This is a genomic window from Brachybacterium sp. Z12, assembly GCF_014400405.1.
GTDB lineage: Bacteria > Actinomycetota > Actinomycetes > Actinomycetales > Dermabacteraceae > Brachybacterium.
Map to the genome: position 1 here is coordinate 179,767 of NZ_CP060496.1, position 15,650 is coordinate 195,416.

Annotated in this window: 15 protein-coding genes and 3 pseudogenes; 6 read left to right on the forward strand and 12 right to left on the reverse strand. The window is 69.8% G+C overall.

The window, feature by feature from the left end:
- Nucleotides 1-68: 68 nt before the first annotated feature.
- The 6 genes and pseudogenes from H3H54_RS01005 to H3H54_RS01030 form a co-directional block, all read right to left on the reverse strand.
- Nucleotides 69-326 (reverse strand): PfkB family carbohydrate kinase, encoded by a 258-nt coding sequence (locus H3H54_RS01005; RefSeq protein WP_262425158.1) that lies wholly within the window; start codon nt 324-326, stop codon nt 69-71.
- A complete protein-coding gene (locus tag H3H54_RS01010; protein WP_262425159.1) occupies nt 268-963 on the reverse strand; it encodes a sugar kinase in 696 nt (231 codons plus the stop codon). The genes H3H54_RS01005 and H3H54_RS01010 overlap by 59 nt, the downstream gene beginning before the upstream one ends.
- Nucleotides 964-997: 34 nt before the next feature.
- Nucleotides 998-1,651 (reverse strand): bifunctional 4-hydroxy-2-oxoglutarate aldolase/2-dehydro-3-deoxy-phosphogluconate aldolase, encoded by a 654-nt coding sequence (locus H3H54_RS01015; protein WP_262425160.1) that lies wholly within the window; start codon nt 1,649-1,651, stop codon nt 998-1,000.
- A gap of 56 nt (nt 1,652-1,707) precedes the next feature.
- Nucleotides 1,708-2,124 (reverse strand): zinc-binding dehydrogenase, encoded by a 417-nt coding sequence (locus tag H3H54_RS01020; RefSeq protein WP_262425161.1) that lies wholly within the window; start codon nt 2,122-2,124, stop codon nt 1,708-1,710.
- 235 nt (nt 2,125-2,359) lie between these two features.
- A pseudogene (locus H3H54_RS01025) lies at nt 2,360-2,713 on the reverse strand (alcohol dehydrogenase catalytic domain-containing protein); the annotation flags it as partial.
- Complete coding sequence (locus tag H3H54_RS01030; RefSeq protein WP_262425162.1) at nt 2,713-4,188, reverse strand: mannitol dehydrogenase family protein; 1,476 nt, start codon at nt 4,186-4,188, stop codon at nt 2,713-2,715. The pseudogene H3H54_RS01025 and the gene H3H54_RS01030, both read right to left, overlap by 1 nt.
- A gap of 244 nt (nt 4,189-4,432) precedes the next feature.
- Between H3H54_RS01030 and mgtE the strand changes: the two are divergent.
- The 5 genes and pseudogenes from mgtE to yicI all read left to right on the forward strand — a co-directional run.
- Nucleotides 4,433-5,416: pseudogene (gene mgtE, locus H3H54_RS01035) on the forward strand (magnesium transporter); the annotation flags it as partial.
- Nucleotides 5,417-5,532: 116 nt separating this feature from the next.
- The gene (locus H3H54_RS18540) at nt 5,533-5,664 is read left to right on the forward strand and encodes a hypothetical protein (RefSeq protein ID WP_316249188.1); all 132 of its coding nucleotides are present in this window, start codon (nt 5,533-5,535) and stop codon (nt 5,662-5,664) included.
- Nucleotides 5,664-5,792 carry a magnesium transporter gene (locus tag H3H54_RS18545; RefSeq protein WP_316249100.1) on the forward strand — a complete coding sequence of 43 codons (129 nt, stop codon included), beginning with the start codon at nt 5,664-5,666 and terminating at the stop codon, nt 5,790-5,792. Before H3H54_RS18540 ends, H3H54_RS18545 begins: the two co-directional genes overlap by 1 nt.
- 183 nt (nt 5,793-5,975) lie before the next feature.
- Nucleotides 5,976-6,119, forward strand: coding sequence for a hypothetical protein (locus H3H54_RS01040; protein WP_262425163.1), 144 nt, complete (start codon nt 5,976-5,978; stop codon nt 6,117-6,119).
- Nucleotides 6,120-6,161: 42 nt separating this feature from the next.
- Nucleotides 6,162-8,204: pseudogene (gene yicI, locus H3H54_RS01045) on the forward strand (alpha-xylosidase).
- 77 nt (nt 8,205-8,281) lie between these two features.
- Here yicI and H3H54_RS01050 read toward each other — a convergent pair.
- Complete coding sequence (locus tag H3H54_RS01050; protein WP_262425164.1) at nt 8,282-9,055, reverse strand: isocitrate lyase/phosphoenolpyruvate mutase family protein; 774 nt, start codon at nt 9,053-9,055, stop codon at nt 8,282-8,284.
- A gap of 703 nt (nt 9,056-9,758) precedes the next feature.
- On the opposite strand from H3H54_RS01050, the gene H3H54_RS01055 reads away from it, so the two are divergent.
- Nucleotides 9,759-10,823 (forward strand): HNH endonuclease signature motif containing protein, encoded by a 1,065-nt coding sequence (locus tag H3H54_RS01055; protein WP_262425165.1) that lies wholly within the window; start codon nt 9,759-9,761, stop codon nt 10,821-10,823.
- An 88-nt stretch (nt 10,824-10,911) separates the two neighbouring features.
- Here the strand turns inward: H3H54_RS01055 and H3H54_RS01060 are convergent, their stop codons facing one another.
- The 5 genes from H3H54_RS01060 to H3H54_RS18555 all read right to left on the reverse strand — a co-directional run bounded on the left by H3H54_RS01060 (nt 10,912) and on the right by H3H54_RS18555 (nt 15,490).
- Complete coding sequence (locus H3H54_RS01060; RefSeq protein ID WP_262425166.1) at nt 10,912-11,742, reverse strand: carbohydrate ABC transporter permease; 831 nt, start codon at nt 11,740-11,742, stop codon at nt 10,912-10,914.
- A gap of 1 nt (nt 11,743) precedes the next feature.
- Nucleotides 11,744-12,751, reverse strand: a complete 1,008-nt coding sequence (locus H3H54_RS01065) for a carbohydrate ABC transporter permease (RefSeq protein WP_262425167.1) — start codon at nt 12,749-12,751, stop codon at nt 11,744-11,746.
- Nucleotides 12,748-14,064: an extracellular solute-binding protein gene (locus tag H3H54_RS01070; RefSeq protein ID WP_262425168.1), complete on the reverse strand. Its 1,317-nt coding sequence runs from the start codon at nt 14,062-14,064 to the stop codon at nt 12,748-12,750. Before H3H54_RS01070 ends, H3H54_RS01065 begins: the two co-directional genes overlap by 4 nt.
- A gap of 341 nt (nt 14,065-14,405) precedes the next feature.
- A complete protein-coding gene (locus H3H54_RS18550; protein ID WP_316249101.1) occupies nt 14,406-15,071 on the reverse strand; it encodes a Gfo/Idh/MocA family oxidoreductase in 666 nt (221 codons plus the stop codon).
- Nucleotides 15,017-15,490 carry a Gfo/Idh/MocA family oxidoreductase gene (locus H3H54_RS18555; RefSeq protein WP_316249102.1) on the reverse strand — a complete coding sequence of 158 codons (474 nt, stop codon included), beginning with the start codon at nt 15,488-15,490 and terminating at the stop codon, nt 15,017-15,019. The genes H3H54_RS18550 and H3H54_RS18555 overlap by 55 nt, the downstream gene beginning before the upstream one ends.
- Nucleotides 15,491-15,650: the final 160 nt, after the last annotated feature.

A 15,650-nucleotide genomic window follows, 5' to 3' on the forward strand; every position in this document is an offset into this window, starting at 1 on the left:
GGCCACGCAGCCCCGCGGACCCGTCGGCCCCGGCGGTCAGCGGCTGACCGGGTCCGCGGCACCGCCGGTCAGCAGTGCCTCGAGATCGCTCCGGCGCGGAGCGCCCTCCCAGTCGCCGGGGTGGTGCAGGCCAGCGCCCCGCAGGCGTTCGCCCGGGCGAGCCGGGCCGGGACGTCGAGCCCGTCCAGCTGGGCGCTGAGGTAGCCGGCCACGAAGGCGTCCCCCGCGCCGACGGTGTCGACCACGTCGACGACCAGGCCGGGCGCCTCATGGAGCCGGCCGTCCGAGAGGGCGGCGGCGCCGTCGGCTCCGAGCTTGGCGACCACCTGGCGGCCCTCCGAGGCGAGGGCGCGCAGGAGGGGTGTGCGGTGCGGATTCCTCAGCGTCCGGAGCGAGGAGGGACAGCTCCTCCGGACCGCCGAAGAGGATATCCGTGTGCTCGAGGATCTCGCCCAGCAGCTGGGCCAGGCGCTCTCGCGAGCCGAGCCGGGACCGGTAGTTCACGTCCAGGCTCACTTGCACCCCGGCGGCCGCAGCGCGGCGCGCGGCGGTGACCACGGTGGCGTGCGCGCTGGCCGAGAGCAGCGAGGTGATGCCGCTGATGTGGAGGATCTCGGCCTGCTCGATCAGCTCCTCGGGAAGGTGCGAGGGCTCCAGGGCGGTGGCGGCTGAGCCGGCTCGGTAGTAGTCCACCCTGGTGGTCGCAGCGCTGGGGCGGGACTTGACCATCAGGCCCGTGGGTCGCTGCGGATCGATGCCGCAGTGCACCTCGACGCCCTCGGCACGGATCTCCCGCACCACCCGCTGCCCGAGCGGGTCATCACCCACCCGGCTGATCCAGGCGGCCGGCACGCCGAGCCGGCGCAGCCCGATCGCGAGGTTCGACTCCGCGCCGCCGAGCGAGATGTCCACGTTCGGCAGGTGGGCGAGCGAGCCGATCACCGCAGAGCGCATCAGCGCCATGGTCTCCCCACGGTCACCACGCGCGGAGCGCTGCTCATGCCCCTGCCTCACGGGTGGTGACGCCGACGAACTGCACGGCCCGATCGGCCAGCGCCTCGAGGCTGCCGCCCTTCAGCGCGTCGCCCAGCAGCGGCCCGCCCACGGAGACGGCCTCTGCACCGGCCTGCAGCCATGCCCGGGCCGCTTCGAGGTCGACCCCGCCCGAGGGGATCACGCGGATGCCGGGGAACGGACCGCGCAGGTCCTTGACGTAGCCGGGCCCCACCACGGACGCGGGGAACACCTTCACCGCGGCCGCCCCCGCGGCCCAGCCGGCGTGCAGCTCGCTCGGGGTGAGGCCGCCGGGCACGATCGGGATCCGCGCCTCGTCGGCCGCTTCGAGCAGATCCGCCCGGGTGATCGGGGTGACGATGTAGTGCGCCCCGCGCTCCGCGGCGACGCGCAGGTCATCGGGGTCGGTGACGGTGCCGATGCCGATGTCCAGCTGGTCGCCGAAGCGCTCCAGCAGCGCGGGCAGCTCATCGAGCGTGCCCGGGGTGGACAGCGTCAGCTCCACCGAGCGGATGCCGGCTCCGGCCAGGGCATCGAGCACCGGTGCGTACTGGTCTGCGCGCTCGCCGCGGATCACGACGATCAGGCGTGCGGCCGCGGTGCGCTCGGGAAGGGACGGGCGAGAAGCGAGAGTCATGAGAGGTCTCCTGGAGGGAACGAAGGGGCGGCTCGGGGAGGGCGGCTCGGGGCGGCTCAGAGCTCCAGCAGCACCTTGGCGGAGCGGGAGGAGTCCTTCGCGGTGGCGAAGGCGTTCACGGCGTCGGCCGCGGGGAGGCTCTGGGTGATCACCGCGTCGAAGCGCGGATCATCGGCGAGCAGCTCGATCGCCTCATCGATCTCGGCATCGAAGCGCTGGGTCCCGCGCAGCTGGATCTCCTTGGCGACCAGCGAGGCGAGGTTCACCGGGATCTCCGCATCGGGGAGGATCGCGACCTGCACGATGATCCCCGCGGGGCGTGCCGCCTTTACCCCTGAGGACAGGGAGACCGGCGCTCCGGAGCACTCGAGCACCACGTCGTAGGCGTTGGCTTCCGGGGGCGCCCTCGGTGACCAGGATGGTGCGATCGGCGCCGAGGGCCTTCGCGCGCTCGAGCGGCTCGGGGTGCACATCGGTCACGTCCACCGAGGCTGCACCGCGGTGCAGCAGGGCGGCGACGGCGAGCAGGCCGATCGGTCCCGCGCCGAGCACCAGGCAGCGCTTCCCGGCCACATCACCGGCGATCGTCACGGCGTGCAGGGAGACGGCGAGCGGCTCTGCGAGCGCACCGCGCGCCAGCGGCAGCGAGTCCGGCAGCCGGCGCACATTCTTCCGCTCGACGATCAGGAACTCCGCGGCCGCGCCCTGCTTGTGCGGGATGACGCTCGCGCTGCCGAGGTAGTCTCCGCCCGGCCACAGGTGCGGGCGGTCCTCGATGCCGGGAGCGCTGGTCCCGTAGCGGGCCGGGTGCACGGTGACCGGGGTGCCGGGCGCGTACTCGCCGCTGGGATCCATATCCACCACGGCCGAGAGCTCATGGCCCGGAGTCAGCGGCTCGGTGATGACAAAGGCCCCGTTGGCGCCGTTGTAGTAATAGTGCAGGTCGGAGCCGCAGATGCCGACGTAGGCGATGCGCAGGCGCACCTGGTCCGGGCCGGGTTCGACGTTCGGGACGTCCTCCCAGCGGATGTCCTCTGCGGCGTGGATGCTCAGGGCCTTCATCAGTGGTTCTCCTTCATGGACGCGGCCAGGGCCTCGGCGGCCGCGGCGCGCGGACCCGAGGAGACGATCGTGGTGAGCAGTGCGCCGACGAGCTCGACGAAGTCCTCGTGCTCGGCGAGCTCCTCGGAGAGGCATCCGCTCTCGAGCAGGATGCGGGCGTGCTCGGCTGGGGTCGTGGCGCGTGAGCCGATCTCCTGCAGGCGCGCCTGCGCGGGATCGGTCATCGAACGGGCCTGCTCCCCGGGGTCGAAGCCGCGCGGCGGGACCACGCAGGCGAACCAGGCGGCGACGGTGAGGGCCAGAAGCGCAGGCATCCGCCCGGCCCCGAGATGGAAGCGCGCCGGAACGGGGATGCGCTGGGGCAGCCGCATCGATCCGTCCGAGCCCACCTGGCGGGTGCGGTGGCCCAGATCGTGATTGCGCCAGCGGTGCGTGAGGTCCTCGATGTACCCGGCGACGTCGAAGCCCGAGGGCAGGTCGATCGTGGGCAGGTTCTCGTCATGAATGAGCGCGAGGGTCGCCTCCGCGATCCAGTCCTGCGCAAAGGATGCGGGGATCGTGACCCGCCCGTCGAGCGCGCCGAGGTAGGCGATGAGGGAGTGCGGTCCGTTCAGGATACGCAGCTTGACCTGCTCGTACTTCTCCACCTCGTCGGAGAGGATCGCGCCGCCGCGCTCCCAGGCGGGGCGGCCGGCGGGGAAGTCGTCCTCGATCACCCACATCGAGAACTGCTCGGCCCGCACCGGGGCGTCGTCGCGCACGCCCAGCAGCTCTGCCACCTGGTCGCTCGTGCCAGCCGTGGTGGCGGGGACGATCCGGTCCACCATCGCGTCGGGGAAGGAGACGCTGTCCCGCACGTAGGCGAGCACGGCGTCGTCGGCGCCGGAGTGTTCGAGGAACTCGGTGATCATCTGCCGGGCGGTCTGCCCGGCAGAGGCGACGTTGTCGCAGGGCAGCACCGTGAACGGTTCGCCGCCGGCGGCGGCGCGCGCGGTGAGCCCGGCGGCGATCAGTCCGATCACGCTGCGCGGAGCCGACGGGTCCGCCAGATCCGCGCGCAGCAGCGGTGCGTCCACGTCCAGGTGTCCGGTGCGCGGGGAGACGTAGTAGCCGCCCTCGGAGACGGTGAGGGTGAGGATCCGGCGGTGGGTGTCGGCGATCTCGCGGATCACAGCGCCGGGATCTTCGGTCATCACACCGAAACCGCGATGCACGTCGACGAGATCGGCGCGGGTGCCGGCCTCGGAGAGCTCGAGCACGCTGTACAGGCCGTCCTGGCGCGCCATCGCGTCGACGACCGAGCGGGAACGGTTCGCGAAGCCGATGATCCCCCAGTCACCCGGCTCAGCGGCGAGGGCGCGGGCGGTGTGCACGGCGGCATGGGCGCGGTGGAATGCGCCCAGCCCCAGGTGGATGATGCCCGCGCGCGCCGGGTCCTGCGGGGCTGCGGCCCCGAGCAGGGGGAGCCCGTCCAAACGCGATCGATCGAGGGCGGGGGTGGAACCGGGATCCGGCACGTGAACCTCCAGGTCGGTGCGATGTCGCGGAGAGCGCGGAGCGGCTTCGCAGCGCGCCACCCGACCTTCGGCATTCCATCGCGTTCCATCATGCAAAACTTGAGTTTTGAATCTGGTAACAGTCTAAAGGTCGGCTAGTCGGCCTGTCTCTCCTCTCGCAGCGTCTCACCCCCGGGTTCCGCCCGTCCGTCACAATGGCTCCGTGACTCCTGCCAGCACGACCATCGATACCGTCCTTGCCCTCCTGCGCGGCGAGACGCAGGACGAAGCCCAGCTCGAGCAGCTCGCCCGCGAGGCGCAAACCCTGCCCATCGGGGAGCTCGTCTACCTCGTCGAGGCGCGCCCGTCGACCGAGGCCGCGATCCTGTTTCGCGTGCTCGGCAAGGCCACGGCGCTCGCTGTCTTCGAGGCGCTCCCAGCATCCCACCAGGCCGAGCTGATCTCCGCGCTGCGCACCCAGCAGGTCGCGGACATCATCGGCGATCTGGACCCCGACGACCGCGCCTCCCTGCTCGACGAGCTGCCTGCCTCCGTCGCCGAGCGGCTGATGCATGGGCTCGATGCGAGCGAACGGGCCATGACCACGGCGGTTCTCGGCTATCCGCGCCATGCGATCGGGCGCTATATGTCGCCCGAGGTGCTCGCTCTGAGCCCCGGGATGACCGTCCGTGAGGCGCTCGCGCACGTGCGCGCCCACGCCGAGGAGCCCGAGACGATCTACATGCTGCCCGTCGTCGACGGGTCCCGCGTTCTGCTCGGCGTGTTGGGGCTGCGGCGCCTGTTCGTGGCCGAGGAGGACCTCCTCGTCGGCGATCTCGCCCACGAGGCGGTCCGTGCAGCGGCCACCGACGACCGCGAACTCGTCGCCCGGCGCTTCTTCGACGCCAAGCTGCTCGCGATGCCGATCGTGGACGGGGAGGATCGCCTGGTGGGCATCCTGACCGTCGATGACGCCGTCGACATCCTCGAGCAGGAGAACCACGAGGACAGCGCGCGCACCGGTGGCTCCGAGCCGCTGCCCCGCTCCTATCTCTCCACCCCGATCCTGCGAGTGGTGCGCAGCCGCATCGTGTGGCTGCTGGTGCTGGCGATCTCGGCGATCCTCACCGTGCAGGTGCTCGAGATCTTCGAGGACAGGCTGGATCAGGTGGTGATCCTGGCGCTGTTCATCCCGCTGCTGACGGGCACGGGAGGCAATACCGGCAACCAGGCGGCGACGACCGTGACCCGGGCGCTGGCCGTGGGGAGGTGCGGGTGCGCGACCTGCCGCGGGTGGTGTGGCGGGAGCTGCGCGTGGGCGCGGTGCTCGGGGCGGTGCTGGGCTCTCTGGGATTCGTCGTCGCCGGGCTCGTCGTCTACGGCATGGCGATCGGCACGGTGATGGGGCTGACGCTGATGTCGATCTGCACCATGGCCGCGATCGTCGGGGACTGATGCCGCTGGTCGCGAAGAAGGTCGGTGCGGACCCGGCGGTGTTCTCCAACCCCTTCATCTCCACCTTCTGCGATGCCACCGGCCTGATCATCTACTTCTCGATCGCCACAGCCGTGCTCGGCTTGTGAGGCTGGTAGGGCCCCCTGCCTGACGGGCGCTTGACGCCCCCGATGCTGCGCCGCATACTTGCTGCCACGACGGTGTCGAAGCGCTTCGACTCTCGCTGAACATCCCCTCCCCTTGGTAGTCCGGGGTGGCGGACTCCTGCGAGTCGAAGCGCTTCGACTGGTGATGGGCGACCCGAACTCGCGATGCAGGAGCTCGGGTACCGCCCGAACGCGATCGCGCGCAGCCTCGCCAGTCCGCGCACCCGGATCCTCGCCCTCCACTTGCCGGAATTCGCCGTCTCGGCCGGAGAGACCGTCTTCGAGATCGTCCGCGGGGCGTACAAGTGACTTCCCGATACCCCGAACTCTGAGCAGAAAGGAGCGCTGACCATGCGCTTCACCAATGGATACTGGATGGACCGAGAGGGCTTCACCGTCGAGCGCGGCCGTCAGGTCCACGACCTGCAGGTCGATGCCGAGGCCGGCCAGCTCCGCGCCTTCGCCCCCATCCGGGCCGTCCGCGGCCGCGGCGACACCCTGAACAACCCCCAGCTGACCGTCACCTACGAGGCCGTGGCCGAGGGCGTGATCCGCGTGCGGGTGGAGAACCACCGCGGGTGCGCACCCCGCAGCCGCGCTTCGAGATCGACGCCGACGCCGACTATCGCGGCACCGTCGAGACCGCCGACGATGGGCGGACCACGCTCCGTGCGGGCGACCTCGCCCTCGCGATCGGCGAGGGCGAAGAGTGGCTGGCGGAGTTCACCTCCGCAGGCCGCGCGCTGACCAGCTCCATGCCCCGCTCCATCGCGCACGTGATCGCACCCGACGGGCAGCGGTTTATGCACGAGCAGCTCAGCCTGCAGCCGGGGAGAGCGTCTACGGGCTCGGCGAGCGGTTCGGCGCCTTCGTGAAGAACGGCCAGAGCGTCGACATCTGGAACGAGGACGGCGGCACCACCTCCGAGCAGGCCTACAAGAACGTCCCGCTGTACCTGACCTCCCGCGGCTATGGCGTGTTCGTCGAGGACACCGGCGGGGTCTCCTTCGAGGTCGCCTCCGAGATGACCACCCGGGTGCAGTTCTCCGTCGAGGGCCAGTCCCTGACCTACCTGGTGATCGACGGCCCGACCCCCAAGGACGTGCTGCGCCGCTACACCGCCCTGACCGGCCGGCCGCCGCTGGTGCCGGAGTGGTCCTACGGGCTCTGGCTGTCCACCTCCTTCACCACCGACTACGACGAGGCCACGGTCATGTCGTTCATCGACGGGATGGAGGAGCGCGGCATCCCGCTGTCCGTCTTCCATTTCGACTGCTTCTGGATGCGCGGCTTCACCTGGACCGACTTCGTGTGGGACCCGGCGACCTTCCCGGACCCGGAGGGCCTGATCCGCCGCCTCCACGACCGCGGTCTGAAGGTGTGCGTGTGGATCAACCCCTACATCGCTCAGAAGTCGGTGCTGTTCGACGAGGGCCTCGAGCACGGCTACCTGGTGCGCACCACCGATGGGAACCTCTGGCAGACCGATCTGTGGCAGGCCGGGATGGCGCTGGTGGACTTCACCAACCCCGCCGCCGTCGCCTGGTACCGCAGCAAGCTCGAGGGCCTGATGGACATCGGTGTGGACTGCTTCAAGACGGACTTCGGCGAGCGGATCCCGGTGCGGGACATCGCCTGGCACGACGGCTCGGACCCCGAGAAGATGCACAACTACTACACGCATCTGTTCAACCGCACCGTGTTCGACCTGCTGGTGGAACGCCGCGGGGAGGGGGATGCGATCGTCTTCGCCCGCTCCGCCACCGCCGGCGGCCAGCAGTTCCCGGCCCACTGGGGCGGGGACAACGACTCCTCGCTGCCCTCGATGGGGAGACCCTGCGCGGCGGCCTGTCGCTCGCGCTGTCCGGCTTCGGTTACTGGAGCCACGACATCGGCGGCTTCGAAGGGGCACCGGATCCGACGGTGTTCAAGCGCTGGCTCGCCTTCGGCCTGCTCTCCTCGCACTCGCGCCTGCACGGCTCGAGCTCCTACCGGGTGCCGTGGGCTTTCGACGAGGAGTCCGTCGCCGTGGCGCGACGCTTCACCCTGCTCAAGCAGCAACTGGTGCCGTACCTGCAGCAGATGGCGGTCCAGGTGAATGAGCAGGGCACCCCGATGCTGCGCCCGATGGTGCTCGAGTTCCCGGAAGACCGCACCTGCCATGCGATCGACACCCAGTACATGCTCGGTGATTCGCTGCTGGTCGCGCCGGTGTTCGAGCCCGACGGCGAGGTCGAGATCTACCTGCCCGAGGGCACCTGGACCTCAGTGTTCGACGGCAGCGTCGAGACGGGCGGGCGCTGGCTGCGCCAGCAGCACGACTTCATGACCCTGCCGCTGTACGTGCGCGACGGCGTCGACCTGGGCATCGACGTGACGGCGATCGACGGCTGAGACCGGGGCACGGCCCGCGCCGGCCCGCAGCTGGACAGCAGCAGCGGGCCGGCTTCGGGCCGGTGACCGGCCCCCGATCACTTCTGCGGAGCCCACTCGTCCAGCTGCGCCGCCGAGACCTCGCCGAGCCATTTCTGCCACAGCGGGCCGAAGGTGATGCGGCGTGCGCCGAGCTCGGTCAGCTCGGCCAGGGAGCCGGCACCGTGGCCCTCGACCGGGTGGGCGGTGACGTTGACCGGCACCGACACCGCGCCGACGAGCGTGGTGACCTGCTCGGCGGTCGTCAGCCCGACGGGGTACACGGCGCGAGCACCGGCTCCCTCCATCAGTCGGATGCGCTCGACCGCTTCGGCCAGCGGATCGGGGAAGACATCGGTGCCGAGCTTCACGGCATCGGTGCGGCCGTTGATCACGAACGGCACCCCGGCGGCGTCGGCCGCGCTGCGGGCTGCAGCGATGTAGTCGGCGTGCTCCTGGCGGTCACGGACTCGCTTGCCCTCGCTGTGGACGACGTCCTCGATGTTCGCGCCCACGGCTCCGGCCTCGAGCAGCCGCTCGATCAGCTCCTTCGCGGCCAGGCCGTAGCCGGACTCCACATCGGCGCTGATGGGCACCTCGACGGAGTCGGCGATCCGGGCGACCACGGCGAGGTAGTCGGCGAAGTCCATGTTCTCGCCGTCGGCGCTGCCGATCGCATCGGCGACGGGGTGGCTGCCCACGGTGAGGCCGCGGAAGCCTGCCTGTACGGCGATCTGGGCGCTCCAGGTGTCCCAGACGGTCGGGAGGACCAGCACTTCGCCGGATTCGTGCTGCTCGGCAAGGGTTGTGGCGCGGTCGGCGGTGCGGGACATGGAAGCCTCCTGGAAGTGTCGGTACCGCCACCTTAGGCGCAGGGGAGGCGGGGGCGACAGGGACCGACCACCTGCTCTTCCGGCGCCGTGGAGAAGCAGGCCAGCGCTTGGCCCTCGCGCTCGACGGATCCTCCACACGCCTGTCCCGTCCACATTCCCGTCGGCGGCCTGGCGGCGCGGAGGGGAGGTTGGTGGGCTGGTGACGGACCCGAGTTCACCGGCAGGTGGGAGACCGTCATGACCATCGTTCCGCTATCCCCGAGCGGCCCCGAGATCGACCGACTGGACCGCACGGGCGCCGAGTCGCTCGGTGACCGCATTCAGCAGCACGCGGCGGCGATCGCGGCAGCGACCTGCGAGCTGCTGCTGATGGTCGGTGAGTTCGATGCCCGGGGCGCGGTGGGCTGGTTCGTCGGCTTCAAGTCGACGGCTCACTGGTTGTCGTGGTCCTGCTCGATGGCTCCCGGCACTGCGCGGGAGCACGTGCGGGTGGCCAGGGCGCTGCTGTCGATGCCGCTGACCGTGACGGAGTTCCGTGCGGGGCGGCTGTCCTACTCGAAGGTCCGCGAGATGACCCGCGTCGCGGACAGGGTGGATGAGCAGGTGCTGGTCGAGATGGCGCGGGCGATGACCGCCTCGCAGCTCATGCGCACCATCGCGGGCTTCCGGGCGGCCGACGGCAGTCGCCTGGGGGCAGGACGCCGTGCGGCGGGCGGAATGGTTCGTGCGCGAAGACGGGATGGTCGAGGTCCGTGCCGTGTTGCCTGCAGAGATCGGTGCCGAGCTGGTCACCGCGCTCGAACTGGCGATGGACCGGGACGGATCAGCGCCTCCCGCGCTCGAGCGAGAGTCCCCCTCCCGCGCACCGTCCGACGGGCTCGACGAGAAGGCCGGCTTCGCCGACGATCACGCCACCGACGAACGCTCTGCCGACGACCACTCTGCCGACGAGCGCGCGGCCGAGATCACCACCACTGCCACGCTCGAGCAGCGCAAGGCTGATGCCCTGCACGGCCTCGCTCGCACTTACCTTGCCGCCGAGCCCGATGACCGCTCCGGTGAGGACCGGCATCTGGTGATCGTCCAGGTCAGCGCCGAAACCCTCGCACAGAACGTTCCCGCGGGAACGCCCCGTCCGCGCGCTCATGACGTTCCCGCGGGAACGCCTCCACGCTGCGGCGCGCTCGGGGCAGGACCGCTCGAGGTCACCACGGCGGAGCGTCTCGCCTGCACCGGCCAGGTCTCGATCATGCTCACCGACGCGGGAGGAGAGATCCTGCACCTGGGCAGGAAGCAGCGCCTGGCCTCGCGGGCCCAGCGCCGTGCTCTGCGCCTTCGCGACACCACCTGCACGTTCCCCGGCTGCCACCAGACCAAGCACCTCGACGCCCATCACCTCATCCCGTGGTCGCAGGGCGGCATGACGGACATCGATGGGCTCGCGCTCCTGTGCCGTCGCCACCACGTGATGGTCCACGAGGGCGGGATGCGCGTGGTGCACGATCCCTCCCGCTCTTCACCCCACGAACCACGGCTCCAGGTGCTCGACAGCACCGGACGGCCCGTCCAGGCCCGATGGCCTGCGATGCTGGAGCACCTCCGGGTCCGCAGGCAGACGGGCGAGATGCCCCCTCGTGTCCCAGTGCCGGGGCCGATCGCGGCGGCAGGCGACGGTGCCGGGTTCAGCCTCGCTGACTGCGTCGATGCGCTCTGCCAGAACGTGATCGACCCCGCGGGCAGCTTGGCCGGGAGAGCCGGGGCGGCGTGACAATGGACGACGCCCGGGCCCCCTCAGAGGGGAGCCCGGGCGTCGTCGAAGGATCGCGGCAGGCCCGTCGGCCCGCTGCTGTCCGGTCCTACTTGCTGAAGCCTGCGGTCAGACCGCTGATCAGCTGGCGACGCCCGGCGATGTAGAGCACCAGGATCGGCAGTGCGGAGAGCATCACCGCGGCCAGCACGGCCGGGATGTTCACCGTGAACTCGCCCTGGTAGGCCCACAGCGACAGCGGCAGCACGCGCTTCTCGGAGCTCTGGGTGAGCACCAGCGGGAACAGGAACCCGTTCCACACCTGCAGCGCGTCGTAGATACCCACGGTGACGACGGCCGGCTTCGCCAGCGGCAGCACCAGGGAGCGGAACATCTGCCAGTCCGAGGCGCCGTCGACGGTCATCGATTCGTACAGCTCCTTGGGAACATCCCGCAGGAAGTTCGTCAGGATCAGCACGGTGATCGGGATGGCGAAGGCGATCGACGGCAGGATCAGCGCCCACAGGGTGTCGTACAGGCCCAGCTGCACGATCAGGTAGTAGATCGGGATGATCGTGGCCTGCAGCGGGATCGCGATGCCCATCAGGAACAGCTTCTGGCTGAACTTCGCCAGGCGGGTCTTCGAGCGCACGATCACGTAGCTGGCCAGCAGCGAGGCGGTCACCACGGCGACCACGGTGATCACGGTGACGAACGCCGAGTTCGCGAAGTAGCGCAGGAAGTCGTTCTCGAGCACGAAGCGGAACGGCTCGAGCGTGAACTCGGAGGGCAGCGACAGCGGGTTCGAGGAGTAGTAGTCCTCGCGCGGCCGCACGCTGGTGACGACGATGTAGTAGATCGGCACCAGGATCACCAGCAGCCAGGCGAAGCCCAGCAGACCGCCGATGACGTTGGGGGAGCGGTGTGTTCTCGTGCTCATCTCAGGCGCCCTCCATCTGGCTCTCCATGCGGTCCGCACCCGAGATGCGGTTCAGGACGAGCGACAGGGTCAGTCCGACGGCCACCAGGATCACGGCGATCACGCTGGCCGGACCCATCTGGTAGGAGCGGAAACCGGTCAGGTACATGTCCAGCGGCAGGATCCTCGTGGCGTTGCCGGGTCCGCCGCCGGTCAGGATGAACACCAGGTCGAAGTAGGTCAGCGAACCCACCAGCATCAGGGTGGAGCTGGTGACGATCGTGTACTTCAGCTGCGGCAGGGTGACGGCGAAGAACTGCCTCACCCGGCCGGCGCCGTCGAGCGTCGCCGCTTCGTACATCGACTTCGGGATCTGCCGCACGCCCGCCTGGTAGAGCAGCGAGTGGAAGGGCACGAACGACCACGAGATCACCATGATCAGGGTGTAGAAGGCGAAGTTCGGCGAGCCCAGCCAGTCCTGCCGCAGGAAGTCCAGGCCGAAGGCGCGGGACATCCCGAAGTTCGGATCCAGCAGTGCCTTGAACGCGATGCCGACCGCCGCCGCCGAGAACAGCAGCGGCAGGAAGTACAGCACCGAGAACGCCTCGCGGTAGCGCTGATGCCCGGCCATGAAGGTGCCCAGCAGCAGGCTCAGCGGGAACTGCACCGCGTAGCTGAGCACGGTCATCAGCAGCGTCAGCCACATGGCGTTGAGCGTCACCGGGTCCTGGAACACCTTCACCCAGGCCGAGAGGCCCGCGAACTGCGGTGTGCCGAGGCCGTCCCAGGCGAAGAATGACAGCGCCACCACGCCCGCGAGGGGCAGCAGCGCGAAGACGCCGAAGAAGCTCAGTGCGGGGACCAGCAGCCAATTGCTGGGGCCCGTCTTCAACGTCTTGCGCCGGCCGCGCGGGGAGCCGACGGGTCCGCGGTCCGCGTCGCGAGGGGGCGTGGTGCCCTCGTGCGACGCGGCGGCGGGGTCGGCAGCTGCGGCACCGGGAAGGGGTGCGTGCGACTGCCCGGCGGTCATGCGTCCAGCGTCGCGTTCATGTTGGAGACGAACTCTTCCGGCTGGATCTCGCCCAGGAAGATCCGGGAGAGGTTGTTCAGCAGCTCCTGTGCGGGGGCAGGGGCCAGCGCCTGGTCCCAGGAGAGCTGGAAGTGCGGGGCGCTCAGCACCATGTCGTAGGCGAAGGAGAGGAAGGCCTCGTCCTCCAGGCCGGCGAACTTCTCCTCGAGCCCCTCGACGGCGGGGATCGCACCCATCGCCAGGAAGCTGTCGACCATGTCGTCGTTGAGGTTGAAATCGTTGAGGTACTGGATGGCCAGCTCCTGGACCTCCGGGTCGGCGTCCGCCGAGACGGACCAGTAGTTGGCCGGGTTGCCGACCACGTTGGCCGGATCGCCCGTGCCGCCGTCCTTCGCCGGGAAGTTCAGGAAGTCGAGACCGCCGTCGGCCACGAACTCAGGGGCGTCCTGCTTGAAGGTGCCGTAGACCCAGCTGCCCTGCAGCAGCATCGCGGCCTGACCGGTGTGGACCAGTGCGGCGTCCGCGCCGGCGTCCGCCGCGACCGAACCGAAGGCGTTGCCGAAGGCGCCGGCGTCGACCAGCTCGATGATCGCCTCGAGGGCCGAGGTGATCGCGGGATCGGACCAGGCGTCGGGCTCGCCGTCGATGACCTTCTGGAACACGCCCTCTCCGCCGATGCGGTCGGTGAGGTACTGGATGTACATCAGCTCCGGCCACACGCTCTGCCCGGCCAGCGAGATCGGGGTGATGCCGGCGGCGGAGAAGGTCTCCACCGCGGTCATCAGCTCGTCCCAGGTGGTGGGCGGGGTGACGGAGTGCTCCTCGAACAGGGCGGTGCTGTAGTAGAGGACCACCGGCTGGGTGTCGTTGTTGGGCACGCCGTACTGCTTGCCGTCGACCTCGCCGATGGTGGCGATCGAGTCGATGCTGCGCGAGAGCACGTCATCGACCTTGCCGGTGAGGTCCACGACGGACTCGTTGGCGACGTAGTCCGCCAGGGTGCCGCCGGCCCAGTTGAACACCAGGGTAGGGGCGTTGCCGGAGCCGATCGCGGTGCGGATCTTCTCCTTGTAGGAGTCGTTGGCGAAGAACTCCACGGCGAACTCGTTGTCGGGGTTCGCCTCGTTCCAGGCGTCGAAGGACCCCTGGTAGGTGTCCTCCTTCGCGCCGGTGAGGGCCCAGACGGAGAGGCTCGACGGCGAACCGCCGCCACCGCTGGGCTGGGTGCCGCCGCCGCAGGCGCTGAGTCCGGCGAGAGCGGGGATCGTCAGGCCGAGGCCCGCGAGAGTCGCGCGGCGAGTGGGTTGCATCATTGCTGCCTCCAGGATCACGGTCCGACACATTGTAGAAAGGTTTCGTAAACTTATGTCGGTATGGGTAAGTTAATCCTGCTTACCGTCCTGGGTCAAGCGGTGCGGGACTCTTTTGCGTCACGGCGTGCTCTGGCGTGCACATGTGCAGGGCAGGGGCGGGTTGTCGCTCGCCGTTCGGTGCGCCCACGGGCAGAGAAAACTTTCGTGCGCAACTCAGGAACATCGGCTGAGACGGTGCTCCGTGGGCACCCCTCCGAACAGCAGCGAGCCCCCGCTCCCCACCGTGAAGGCGAGAGTCGGAGGGCTCGAGGCGGGGGCGGATCGGGCCGCGGCGGAGTGTCTCAGGCGCGTCCGGTGAGCTCCCGGGCCTGCTCCTGCGCGGCGAGAGCCAGCTCCACGGCCTTGAAAGCATGCTCCTGCGTCATGGCGTTCTCGGTCCGGTTCAGCACGTCGAGGATCAGCTCGCCGAAGAAGGGGTAGCCGACCTCGCCGGTGGCATTGATGCGGTGCTCGCCCTCGGAGTCGACCAGGATCACCTGGCCGCCGCCGTTGTCGGTGGTGACATCGATGTACTTGCGTAGCTCGATGTATCCCTCGGTGCCGAGGATGAAGGTGCGGCCGTCACCCCAGGTGCGCAGCCCGGCCGGGGTGAACCAGTCCACGCGGACGAAGCCGGTCGCCCCGCTGGACAGGACGATGTGCGCATCGCCGTAGTCATCGAGCTCAGGGTGCTCGGGGTTGCCGAAGTTGCCGATCGAGCTGGAGAGGATCTCGCCGTCGTCGGAACCGGTGAAGGTGAGCATCTGCTCGAAGTTGTGGCTGCCGATGTCGGTGAGGATGCCGCCGTAGCGCGCCCGCTCGAAGAACCAGTCCGGGCGGGTGGAGGGATCGCCCATGCGGTGCGGGCCCATCCCCTGGACCTGGAGCACCCTGCCGATCGCGCCGCGCTCGATCAGCTGGCCCGCCAGCACCGCGGCCTCGACGTGGATCCGCTCGGAGTAGTACACGGCGTACTTTTGCCCGTGCGCTCCACGGCGTCCTTCGCCTCCGCGAGCTGCTCGCGGTTGATCAGCGGGGTCTTGTCGGTGAAGTAGTCCTTGCCGGCCTCCATCACGCGGATGCCCAGCGGTGCACGATCCACGGGGACCGCCGCGGCTGCGACCAGGTGCACCTCCTCGTCGGCGAGCACCTCCTCCTCGCTGGCGGCGATCTTCACCTGCGGGAACTTCTCCTGGAACGCTGCCGCGCGCTCGGGCTGCGGGTCATAGACCCACTTCAGGGTGCCGCCCGCATCGAGCAGGCCCTGGGTCATGCCACCGATGTGGCCGTGGTCCAGATGCATCGCGGCGAAGATGAACTGACCGGGCTCGACGACCGGCTTCGGCATCGAATCCGGGGCGTAGTTGGCTCCTTCGGAGACAGCCATGGGGACGTCCTTTCCATCGAGGGTGCGGCGCGCCGGCAGCGGTTCTGCTCCGGACCGGCATCCTCCGCCCCGTCGAGCGCGGACGACGGACCGCGTCGTCGCGGGAGGGGCGCAGGGCGCCGCGGGTGGCTTCGACGCCAGTGTCCTGCATCACCTCGGG